Here is an 11,612-nt window from a genome sequence, read left to right on the forward strand (position 1 = left end):
CTACCGCGATGGAACAGGGATGACCGTGGTGATGGTTGGTGCGTGGGGGCGGCTGAGGTGCCCCTAGATTTGTAGACGCTTTGCCGCCTAACTTTGAGGCGAGTAGGCCGACATGGGTACAAGCAATTACAGCGATGAGTTCAAGCAGGATGCGGTGCATCAGATCACGGTGCGCGGGTATCCGGTTCGAAAGGTGTCGCAGCGTTTGGGGGTCAGCACGCATTCGCTTTACGAGTGGATGAAGTTGTTCGGCGATCCTGCGCCGAAAAAGTCGGGGGTGGACCATGAGGCTGAGAACCGGCGGCTGAAGCGCGAACTGGCCAGGGTGACCGAGGAGCGCGACATCTTAAAAAAGGCAACGGCGTACTTCGCGCGAGGGCCCCAATGAAGTACGCCTTCATCCGGGCGCATCGCGAAGAGTTCGGCGTTCGGGCCATGTGCCGAGTGCTGCGGGTGCATTTCAGCGGCTTCTATGCGTGGCTTAAGGATCCGTTAAGCCACCGTGCGCAGGAGGATGCGCGCCAGATAGAGCTGATCCGGCAGGCCTGGGCTGACAGCGGCAAGATCTATGGCTATAGCAAGCTGGCCGACGATTTGCGCGACCAAGGCGAACGCATCTAGGAGAACCGGGTGGCCCGGTTGGCGTCGCTGGCCGGGATCACCGCACAGGTGGGCTACAAGCGCCGTCCCGGCCGATATGGCGGCAAGCCCGCCGTGAGCAGCGGTTCGAGGCATCCGCTCCCGATCAAGTCTGGGTGACCGACATCACCTACATCAAGACCCACGAAGGCTGGATGTTTCTGTGTGCCGTCATCGACTTGTTCTCGCGACGTGTCGTTGGCTGGTCCGCCCAGTCCCGAATGACCACGGACGTGGTCCTGCAGGCCCTGTTGATGGCCGTCTGGCGACGCAAGCCGACGGACCGGGTCACGGTGCACTCCGACCAAGGTTCGCGGTTCACCAGCCGGGAGTGGCAGATGTTCCTACCTCAGCACAATCTGGAACCGAGCATGAGCCGGCGCGGAAACTGCCATGACAATGCCGTTGCAGAAAGCTTCTTCCAGCTCCTGCAGCGGGAGCGCATCCGGCGACGGACATATCCGACCCGCGACGACGCGCGGCAAGACGTGGTCGAATACATTGAGCTGTTCTACAACACGAAGCGCAAGCCCATGCAGAACGGCCTGGTGGAAAGCTTCAACGGGAGGATGCGTGAGGAGTGCCTGAACGAACACCTGTTCCCGACCCTGCGCCACGCCCGCCATTTGATTGCGGCATGGCGCGACGACTACAACCACACCCGGCCTCATTCCAGCCTCGACGGGCTCACCCCGCGGGAGTATCACCAACGGTCAGAAGAGGACCAAACCCTGAACAGAGCTAACTTATAAACGCGGACTCTCAAGGGAGCAGGTCAACATGCTTACCCTCCCCATTCTGACCGAGCAACACAACGACTGACTAAAACAATCGAATCCTGAACGCGATGCCCAGTTTGCACGATCAGAAATGCAAAACTCCTTGAAAAGGCGCATATTTGTGTGCATGTTAGATATTCGTGGCATTACTTTGAGGAAAGAATGATACGCCATATCCTTGTTTTATCTATTTCGTTTGCAGCGTTACCATCACTTATTTCGGCTCAAGCCGTTTGCGAGAAGCCATCAATCAGGGATTGCCCCACGCTCTATCAAGAAGAATGCACGAACTCAGAATTTGTGAGCAAAATTTCAAACGGAGCCTCTTGTGGTATTTTGAAACTGGGACGCGCCAAGGATAAACCTCTCTGTATGGAATATGTGAATCGCTGCGAACCAGACAGGCTTACCGAGAATTCTCCGAAAGAAATTGGCGACCTGACTTGCCCGCAATTCCAACGTTATTCTATCGGACCAGACTCAAAGGGGAATGATCCAACAGAGGTTCGGCTTAATGTCCTCTTCTCACAATGCACCGTGTCAGACTTCAATATCTTTAACAGTGCGGGCAAAGAGCTTGCGATTTTTGCAGTAGAGAAAGACCTGGAAGCACTACTACCTGAATACCCTGAAGTAGATTCTTCAGGGTCATCTGTTTGTGACCACACGCTCATCGGCTTCGAGACGCGCGATAGCCTTGAGGCTGCACAGGCCAAGCTCGACCAGTACATTGCAAACTCTATGTCTTTCCGGGAATGTCGTCAGTACTTTGGAAGACTGGCCGAGTGCGTCTTTAATCTGGAAGGTCCCAGCACAGCTAATAATGCAGCGACCCAAAACGCGCGCAGCAAGAATTGGGCCGACTACGAAATTTGGCAAGACAACCAAGCAAATACTCAAAAAGATTACGAGGCACGGCTTGCAAGGATAACGCGATCCTTCAATGACTTGAATTCACAAAAGGTATTTAGCGGATGTTTCTGACGTTCAAGAAAATCATGACCATAGTGACCGTGGCTGTCATTGCAACCACACCGGTGAACGCACAGGTATCTATTACCGAAGATGATACCTCGAAAAATACCCCATTAGGCAACGCGGAATTGCGGCTTCAGATTTTGGAGCGCCTTAGAACTGCCACCGGTCAAGTTGACAGGTATAACAACGATCCAAGCCTCAGTAATCTTGAATCGATTGTTGGAGCTATGGAAAAATTTCGCGAAGACGCATTGCCGGGAGGTATATTCAACTCTCGCATTCGGGTTGCCGTTCAACAAGTGCAGGACCTTTTGATTGAAGTTCAGGATGACCCCGCTTTGAGTGCCGAGCAGAAATCGCGACTCTCCGAGCGATTGGAAACGAGTCTCGTCGAACTTGCGGAAACACGCAACTCGATGGATCGGCTCTCGGAACAGTTGCGAGTTGTCCTGCAAGAGCAAGTTCCAGGCATGCGCGCTGAGCAACGCTATTTGTCGGCGATCGAAGGCGCGGAACAACTGGTCAGCGAGTTCCGCGAACTTGACGCGCTGTTTCAGGAGGCCATCAGGACCTTTGGTGGCTCAACCGATCCCGTAGGAACGGGTGATTAATTGTCTATTCGAAAACACTGGTGGAGACCAACATGACCAAATTTCTTTCTAGCCTGACATTCGTTGCTACTTTTGCCCTAGCAAATGCAGTCTTCGCGCAAGACGCTCCGGTCGAAGCACTCGGAGAGGATGAACTGAATTCAGAACTGGCAATTGCACCTTTGGACTGTCCGTTGGACACAACAGACTTCACGTGCATCGTTGAGTACTTGGATCGAATGGGGGACAGTCTCGGACCTTCGGTTGAAGCCCGCTTGGAGTCGCTTCGCGAGAACATCGACAACGCGCAAAACGTCGAACAGCAATTGACCGATATGGAGCAACTTGCGTTGAGCATTATTGACATGAGCAGTGAAGGTGGCCCGCTTTCCAGCGAAATGGACCGTTTCGGCCGCTTGATTATCGAGTTTCGCGAAGAGGCTTTAGGGGATATCGACACGGTAGATCTTGCGCCGCTTTTCGAAGAGGAATACGCTCGTTGGGAAGCGCTTCGCGGTCGCCTTGGCGACCTGCGCGTCAACGCGAATGCAGCTGCCGCGCAGCTTGAAACCGCCAAGAAACGGGCCAAAACGCTGCTGCGGGCAAACTATGTCTCGCGCGCTCTCGACGAAATCGACGCGTCGATTTCCGGAATGGAGAACGTTGTCGTCGCACTCAGCACGATCAGCCAAGCGGCGGCTGGTACCGAGTCGGCCGAACCAAACGCTGCATCAGACTGACGCGTGCTTACGGAAAAAAAGCATGGTCCAACTTTCGCGCGGCCTACGCTGTTGGCTGCGCTTATCGGGCTATCGGCTTTCTCGCTTATCATTCTGATCGCACGGAGCGTCCAACGCGAAGGCAGTGCATTGGACATTGTCTCTCTTCTGGCGACCGAACCGCTCATTAACATCGTTTTCCTGCCAGCGTGCATGTTTTGGGCATATGCGGGCCTTCAAATTCTTGGTTACCGGGTTGAGCTTGGTCTTCTCAAGGGCGGCCGCGTTTCAATCACAGCCTGCAGGATGCTGCGGGCGACGGGAAGAAACATCATTCCGGCGGCTCACTCGGCAGATATCGACCAGATTATCGAAGATGGGTATTTTAGGCTGCAAACCCGCACGGATCAAAGACTGATGCGCCCTATCGAGTTTGGTGTCGGCGCATTGACGATGCTCGGGTTGCTTGGAACAATTATCGGCCTGAGTCTGGCGATACAAGACATGCCTCGAGTTCTGTCCGAAGACGCAACTGCACAGGACAAGGGCATCATTTTAGGTAGCTTGGGATACGCCTTTGCCACAACGATCATTGGGATTCTGGGGTCGCTCACCCTATCTTTGGCGCGGATGTACCTGAGCAATATGGCCGATGTCGCCCGGGCGCTTGCAGAAGATCGCATGGCGCAGCCAAACCTGCGATGAATGCGTTCCGTCCTGATGCTCTACTCGATGTCGTGCTGGGTGCATCCGCAGTTCTCCTGATTTTTTTGCTGGTGCTGACCTCAGGCGAAGAAAATAAAGGATATCATCGCCAGGCAACTCATGTGGTCGGGTGCTACACAGATGACGAGATCGGCGCCAACGGCGATACGTTCATTACCTATCCGGCCGGGAAAGCCGCAAAGGTAACCCGTCTTGCCGTACCGATTGCCTCCCTGCAACGCATGCTCGCTCCAGGTCTTGAAAGCGTGGCAGTGGCGATCTTGACAGATGCGGACGGTTTGGCGTGTGCCAAAAAGGTATACACTTCCCTGAAAAGTGTTCGCGCCAACCTCGGGCTTTCCGAAATCGATTGGCGCGTCGAAATGGTGCCCTGCGAGAGCAATCAGGCGTGCACTTCTCTTCTTGGGATTGGATCCACGCCATGACGGAAGACGAAATTCAAGGCTCTCTTGACGCGACCACTATTCCGTTCACCGACGTTGTTTTGAACCTATTCGCGGTCTTGATGCTGGTGTTGCTGCTGTTTCCCGCAAACGTGGTTGTCACTGACGCCCCCGCGCCAACACAAAACCCACCTGGCCAGCCGCTTGTCAGTTTGCGAGAATGTACACTAAGTGCATTGCGTCCGGTTTCGCGATTTGTCCACGTCTCGGAAAAGGGCATGCGGATCGTACCATATGACGCGTTCGGCGCAGACTACGCGGCGTCTTTGCGCGCCAACCTGATATCGGAAAATGGTGCTTTCGAAATGGGCGTAGAACGCATGATCGAGCGGCGAGATTTCAACGCCATGTCGCTTAGTGTGGACATCATAAAAATGGATCCGCGTCCGGGCACGGCAGCGCGCAATATTGCGCTACTAAACCAAGAAATATTTGATCGCGGCTACGCTGCATATTTCAGTGTTACCGAAGGTGGGTACGCTGCGTTCGCGCAAATTTTTCCGGAACTGATTGCGTCAGGTGTATCGTTTAGGTGGGCACTCACTGAAGAACGGCTGCGCCGCGAGAGGACCGAGCTTGTGTTCGAGGATAGCGGATTTTGCAGATGAGGCTCTTTTGGCTGATTTGGTTGATCTTGTCTGGAAACGCCGCGCTTGCATGCGCACCAATTGAAGTGACCCGCAGTGTCCCGGGGCAGGTCAGCGCACCAGCGCCTTTAGGGCCGCATTTTGTGTACGACCCGGCTCGGAAAAAAGCACCAGCGCCTATGTCAGCCGATCCGAACCGTACGGATCAGGTGCTGCGAGAAATGGCGGAGCCTTGTGATGAAACCGATAAAGAGCGTTTGCCGCTTGCGGACACAGTCTTTATGCGACATCCGATCAAGATTCAAAATATCCCCGTTGCAATAAGCCGCCGCTTCATAGCGGCCGAGATTGCCCGCACGACAAAAGTTGCGTGGCAAATTCTGCAACCATTGACCCATCCGGACTACTCGATCGAGATAAGATACCGAGCCGGTCTGGAAATGCTGCTGCGGGCTCTCCGTTCACCAGATGCGGTAACAAATGACAGTCTCACGAAGCTTGCCAAAGACATGCAGCCGCTTGCCGCCGCTCTTCCGGATGTCGGAGGAATTCAGATAGGAGCCGATCTGGCGTTCGTCGATGGCGTTTTGTGCGAACGCAGCCGCAAGCCTGATCTTGACTGCCATGCACACTACACCCGCGCGATACGGGCAGACCCATATTACTCTGCTGCACGGATCAGGCGTATTGAAGTATCAGACAGGTTGCTTGCTAGCCAGGCCAGAGTTTTGCGCAACCCCACGATTTGCGATTTTCTGACCGCAGCCATTCTAGAAGATGTCGAGAACGTTCTGCGAAACGTCACATCCATTACGGCTAGAGCGGATATCGCACGGTCCCTCGGTCGCGAGATGCGCAATGCAAGCGTGGCCCGCATAGCTGCCGTGGCCCATGCGAGCTCGCGAGCCGGGCTGACCCGGGCAGCGCAAGCACATTGGGATCAACTCACGGCGTACCTCGCAGTATCGCGCGGATGCGCTGCATTTCTCGGGCAACGAGTAAGCGCCCTACAAGCCGCGAGCCGCGCAGAATGATCGGCCGCAAGATCAGCGCCGTTCTAGCGATCACTCTGGCCGTGGCCGTATTGTTTGCGGGGCGAGACGCGACGATTTGGCCTTGGCTGATTGGCGATGTTTCCACCTCGCACGTGCTGCTTTCGGCTTTGTTCATTTGGTTCCTTATGAGCGCCGCATTGATCATTGTGGCGAGGCGCGATACCGAAGCTCTTTCGGCAGACATTCATGCGATTTTGACAGCGCCTCTGACCGCTTTGTCATCCCTGATATTAACCGACGCATTCCATGTTTGGGCATCCGAGCGGAGTTTGAGCTTAGAAACAGCCCAAGCCGGTCTCGTCGCACTGCTTGTGGTTTGGCACGCTCCTCACTACGGATTTGGACGCCGCGCACGCATGCATGCTCCATTTCTCTCGGCTGCGCTGCTTACATTTGCAGGGTTTTCGCAAACTGGTGAGATCCCGAGCTGGCGCGTACTGCTGATCCCGGCGACGTTTTTCGTGGTTGTTGTTGGTGTTTCTCTAGCAATCGACGCGATACGCGCACCGAACAGGAATCCCAGAGAAAGGCAAGAATTTGAGTGGTCTCAGCGAAGAAAACATATGAAACCAATTATTTTTTTGGGTGTCGTCCTTTGCATCTTTGCAACATTGACTTTCGGCATGGTGGGTTGGCTCAAGCAAGGCCGAGACCCTTGGGATGCGTTCTACCTGACATTGATCGCGTTCAGTGGTGATCCGATATATGCCAGTGCTCCAGAGATGGGGAATTGGCAGCTTCGCGTGGCGCGGTTGACCGGTTTCCTGGCAACGCTCGCGGCTGTTTTGACAATTGTGCTTGGTTTTCTGCGGGATCGCATTGCGATGGTACGAGCCGCGCGACGTACTCGGCATGTTGTGTTGATCGGGGCCTCTGATTTCGCCCAAACCGAAGCCTTGCAACTGGCGGCCAACGATCGGCGCGACGTGACAATCATCGATAATCCTGATGCATTGATGAAAATCAACACCCCACCCGAAAGGTTCGGAAAATCACTTGGGATCCCCGCAAACCCTGACGATCCGGTGCAACTGGCCCGGGCTTGTGGCCAGTCGCCTGAATATGCAGTTTTCGGGACGAAAGACACGGTCACAAATCTCGTACGTGCGCGTCATTTTGTAAGACAATATCCGGACACCAGCATTTCATTGCGGATCGAAAGCGATGCCGTACTGCGTGATCTTGGTCTTTACGCGCCCGAATTGACCCGGGCCACGGTTTTTTCCAGTGCTAGAACTGTTGCCAAAACATGGTCGCACCACAGCGCCATCACTGATCTGGCCCGCATTCAAAGGCAAGACCGTGTTCATGTACTCATCATCGGTCTTGGCAGTGTAGGTGTCGAGGTCGCCGTTGAGGCGTTCATGAGTTTTCACAGCCCCGATCTCCTGCCGCTTCATCTGACAGTGCTCGATCGTGAGCCGCAGCGCGCGCGCCATCGGTTTGCAACCGAACAGCCAGGCATGCTCGCAGCAATGGAGGCAGAAAACCGCATTGAATTTGTCGACTTTGACGGCCTCCAGTGTGCCAATGTCGGTGAGACAAGCGACCGGCTTGAGCAGATAGAATGTAAACTGCGTGTAACAGCGATTGTTGTCGCGACTGGAAAGGACGAGGTAAACGCCACAATCGCGATGCGTCTGAGGCTGCTGCAGAGAGAGCGTTTAATTCTCAAAGCACCAATTTTTGTTCGCAGCGACGCACGCAGAAGTGTCGCGCCAGAAGCCATCGATCACCTGAACGCTGGTATCATCTATTTCGGTGGACGCACCCGAAGCCGCATGGACATGCGCATGAGCGCCCTGTTTGATGACATCGGGCGCGCTGTGCATGAAAGCTGGGTCAAAGGCCAAATCATGCGAGGGGAAAACCCGTCTAAATGGGTGAACATGTCGGCGGCTCAACGCCAGTCCAGCGTTCGGGCTGCAATGTTTCTTCCTGAAATTTATCGCGTCATGGGCTTGGTACCTGATGCAAATGCCGCGCAGGCAAGCATGCGGATTTCTTCACCGGTTGCTCAACACTTGTTGGATACAGTGGCGGGGTTCACCGCTTTGCACCGGACCGAACATGACAGGTGGCGTTCGGAAAAGGCGGCAGACGGATACAAACTGGCGGTCGGTGCGCAACGTGATGATGAAAAAAAACTTCACCCTTCCCTGGCAGCCTTCGATCTGTTGCCAATCGACGAGCAAAACAAGGACCTGGATGTACTAAAGACAATCATCGACAATGCACCCAAGCTCAACAAGGCATTTGCTCTCTGGCCGCAATGGCGCAAGCGGGTAAGGGTTTCGGTGATGGGGCCGATCCGGGGGGCTTCTCCGTATCTTTCAGAATTGCCAACGATATTAGAAAAACTGGTGGCAGACCAATCATTGCCCATCGAATGTCTATCGTTGGAAGTTCTGACCCCCGATGCACCTGGCTTTGACACTGAGGCGGCAACCGCGTTGTTAGACAGTTGGAGGCGGCTTTCCAATCGCCCAGGCGATCTCCTTAGACTACGGATATTGACGAAAGCCAGGTTGGATACGGAGGCAATAGCTGCCAAAAACCTGCGTCACGATGCGGTTGAAGAAGCAAATGCCGCTCTGTCGCGGGCAGCGCGAGGTCGTGACCGCATGATTGACTTGCGTCCACTTGGGGCTTCAGATGTTGACATATTGTCTACGTCCAAAACCTTTGCAGATGGGATTGAGACCGCCAACGCGCACATAATTGATCTGGCAGACATTTGCATTTTTGGAGGCGCGGACAGGCCCCAGTCACATTCGTCGCGGGCCGCCAAAACGGCGGCAACGAAGAAAAAGACCATTGTCACGATTGATGCAAGCGGCGTTGCTAAAGTTTCACCCGCGCGTCAAGAGTCGTGACATTCGACCCTGACAGTGAAATTTCGCCAGTCGCGAACTCTTTCAGCGGAAACAGGCACGGCAGGAGTTTCCGCACGCGTCCACAGAGGTTCAACCGCAAAGCGCCGCAGAAAACGGACAGCTTCGTTAGCTCGGATCACCCAAGCGATATTTTCGACATTCCTGGAAAATTGAGCGGCAGCAGAGACTTTCGAAACAACGACCGCGACTTGCGCACCACGCCGGTCAAGAACTGGTCCTCCGGAGTTGCCAGGCTGAACGGGCGCTGTGATCTGGATGCGCGTCCGGTCGCCATACAATCCCACAGTAGACGACACTATCCCGTCCGTCAGATTTAGAGATTGGGTCAACGAAAACACGGGATAACCCATGACAAATACCTGCTCGCCCAATCCGATTGACCGCTCGGCGAACCGAACCGGAGACCGGTTTGCGAAACGCGGTGCGACAAGAAGGGCAAGATCCGTACGGACATCAGAACCAATTAGATCAGCGGGCTGGCCATTTACCGTAAGCCGCCTACATCCTGAAACCACATGGAAATTTGTCAGTATATGACCAGAAAAGGACACAACCGAGCCTGAACCGGATCCAACAACACTGTCGTACCAGGCCGGTGTATCGCGGCCGCCGGGATAATCCCTCGAGCGCAAGCGCGCTCTGACATCCCCTTTTGCAACTCCTGGACCATCGAACAAAACGAGCGAATTCAGAACACGGCTCACAATCGGAAGCAGGCTGCCGCGGGACGATTGTTCGTAGGACAGAGTAATGCCCCGTACCTCATCCCGTCTAATTTGAAAGACATCTATCTGCTCTGCTCCGTCGCGCAACGAGCGCAAATAGACGTAGTCGCTGGAGCTGCCTTTCACAATCACTTGGCCGGGTTCATCTTTATCGTCGCCGATGGCCGCTTTTTCCAGTTCTCGCAAAAGGTTAGTGGCAGATACGCCCCAAAAAAAACGCCATAATTCAATCTTGAATCTCCCCGCATCGCGACCGCTATAGGAGACATGATGGCGCTCTTTTCCTTTCAATTGCGGTCCGTTCAAAAAAGCGTTGGGCATGGCAAGCTGCATACCGGTCCAGTCAATCTTTTCCGTTGAAAATTCTGCATCACTGATGGCTTGACGCGCGCGCCGACGAAGCGTTTCACGCTCATCGCGGTCGAGGCGACCGGTCGCCCTGCCATCCAGAGAAATTTGGAATTGACGAATTGCTCGGGTCGTTGCGCGATCCTCGACAGCGTTCAATGCACCATCATAAAGACCAAGCCACGCGAGATCCTGCTGCAACTCCAAGACACGTTGGCTTTCGCTGGCACGCGGCTGCACAAACCCAAGTGCATCCAGAACGCGCGCGGGCGGGTTGGCATAGGAGGCCGCTCCAGCAAATACCAGAGCGACCGAAATTGCGCTTAAGCGCATCATCCCAGCAGAATTTCCAAGGAATTCAGCTTTCTGTCCACAGCATCACTGGCTCGCTTGTCAGCCGCCCGGATTTGGCTGGATTGCGTGCTCACCCGCGCCACGTTTGGCGTTGCGGCGCGCGCTCTGCGATCCCGCGCGTTTTGCGCTGCTCTTTGGTTGGCAACAATTGCGCGGTTAACACCAGTTTCTGCCGCGGTAGCATCCACGTAAGCATCCACCCGTTGCCCAATCCCGTTGAACGCGGCTGATATGATGCGATTGTCCCCTGAAACCTTGGCGCGAATCTGGCGAAGTTCCGCCTTGGCTTGCGATTTGCTCACCTGTTGCCGTTTGACACGGCTTTCCAAAGCCGCCAGCTGAGAAATTCGGCAGCTGCGCAGGGAGTTTGCGGCTTTACCAGTGCGGGAAACCAAGGCGCTTTCGCGCGATGCGTCTGCGTTCACTGAACGCAACAGCGCTGCCGCATCGCTGGAACGCTGTTTCTTTTGGTTGTAATAGGTTGCTGAGTATCCAGCCAAACCGCCTGCAGCAGCACCAATCAACGCGCCACGAGCGCGTTGTTGGCTGTCCCCCCCGGCTACAAGTGCGCCAAGTATTCCACCAACAACAGCGCCCGCGACGGCGTTCTGCGTCTGCTTTTGAATTTCAGTACGTCTCGCATCTGAGATCTGCTGGCGGAACGGAGTGCAGTTGTCGTTTGGGTCCTGCGCCGTCTGCGTCAGCGTGATTTGCTCGTCACATGCGCCAAGCAGCAGCATTCCCGCGACGGCCAGCACTGCCGGAGCTGCGC

The 11,612-nt window shown here is 54.9% G+C and carries 10 protein-coding genes and 1 pseudogene; 9 read left to right on the top strand and 2 right to left on the bottom strand.

The features are described 5' to 3' along the window. Positions 1-112 precede the first annotated feature (112 nt). The 9 genes and pseudogenes from ATO11_RS22290 (at position 113) to ATO11_RS21785 (ending at position 9,392) form a co-directional block, all read left to right on the top strand. Positions 113-1,391: pseudogene (locus ATO11_RS22290) on the top strand (IS3 family transposase). A 189-nt stretch (positions 1,392-1,580) separates the two neighbouring features. Continuing rightward, a complete protein-coding gene (locus ATO11_RS21775) occupies positions 1,581-2,402 on the top strand; it encodes a hypothetical protein (protein ID WP_134643060.1) in 822 nt (273 codons plus the stop codon). Then, on the top strand, positions 2,393-3,007 hold the full coding sequence (locus tag ATO11_RS04290) for a hypothetical protein (protein ID WP_050529604.1): 615 nt from the start codon (positions 2,393-2,395) through the stop codon (positions 3,005-3,007). The genes ATO11_RS21775 and ATO11_RS04290 overlap by 10 nt, the downstream gene beginning before the upstream one ends. A 32-nt stretch (positions 3,008-3,039) precedes the next feature. Then, on the top strand, positions 3,040-3,726 hold the full coding sequence (locus ATO11_RS04295) for a hypothetical protein (RefSeq protein ID WP_134643061.1): 687 nt from the start codon (positions 3,040-3,042) through the stop codon (positions 3,724-3,726). Between the two features lie 51 nt (positions 3,727-3,777). Further along, positions 3,778-4,410, top strand: coding sequence for a MotA/TolQ/ExbB proton channel family protein (locus tag ATO11_RS04300; RefSeq protein ID WP_050529606.1), 633 nt, complete (start codon positions 3,778-3,780; stop codon positions 4,408-4,410). Continuing rightward, entirely contained in the window at positions 4,407-4,856 is a 450-nt protein-coding gene (locus tag ATO11_RS04305; protein WP_050529607.1) for a hypothetical protein, read from the top strand. Before ATO11_RS04300 ends, ATO11_RS04305 begins: the two co-directional genes overlap by 4 nt. Further along, positions 4,853-5,482 (top strand): hypothetical protein, encoded by a 630-nt coding sequence (locus ATO11_RS04310; RefSeq protein WP_050529608.1) that lies wholly within the window; start codon positions 4,853-4,855, stop codon positions 5,480-5,482. The genes ATO11_RS04305 and ATO11_RS04310 overlap by 4 nt, the downstream gene beginning before the upstream one ends. After that, positions 5,479-6,495, top strand: a complete 1,017-nt coding sequence (locus ATO11_RS21780; protein ID WP_134643062.1) for a hypothetical protein — start codon at positions 5,479-5,481, stop codon at positions 6,493-6,495. The genes ATO11_RS04310 and ATO11_RS21780 overlap by 4 nt, the downstream gene beginning before the upstream one ends. After that, complete coding sequence (locus ATO11_RS21785) at positions 6,492-9,392, top strand: hypothetical protein (RefSeq protein WP_134643063.1); 2,901 nt, start codon at positions 6,492-6,494, stop codon at positions 9,390-9,392. Before ATO11_RS21780 ends, ATO11_RS21785 begins: the two co-directional genes overlap by 4 nt. Here ATO11_RS21785 and ATO11_RS21160 read toward each other — a convergent pair. Together ATO11_RS21160 and ATO11_RS21165 are read right to left on the bottom strand one after the other, a co-directional pair. Then, positions 9,380-10,822 carry a serine protease gene (locus ATO11_RS21160; RefSeq protein WP_082176151.1) on the bottom strand — a complete coding sequence of 481 codons (1,443 nt, stop codon included), beginning with the start codon at positions 10,820-10,822 and terminating at the stop codon, positions 9,380-9,382. The two genes, ATO11_RS21785 and ATO11_RS21160, sit on opposite strands and share 13 nt — an antisense overlap. Further along, on the bottom strand, positions 10,819-11,580 hold the full coding sequence (locus ATO11_RS21165; protein WP_165586933.1) for a glycine zipper 2TM domain-containing protein: 762 nt from the start codon (positions 11,578-11,580) through the stop codon (positions 10,819-10,821). The genes ATO11_RS21160 and ATO11_RS21165 overlap by 4 nt, the downstream gene beginning before the upstream one ends. Positions 11,581-11,612: the final 32 nt, after the last annotated feature.

The organism is Pseudaestuariivita atlantica (genome assembly GCF_001205715.1).
In the GTDB taxonomy this organism is placed as follows: domain Bacteria; phylum Pseudomonadota; class Alphaproteobacteria; order Rhodobacterales; family Rhodobacteraceae; genus Pseudaestuariivita; species Pseudaestuariivita atlantica.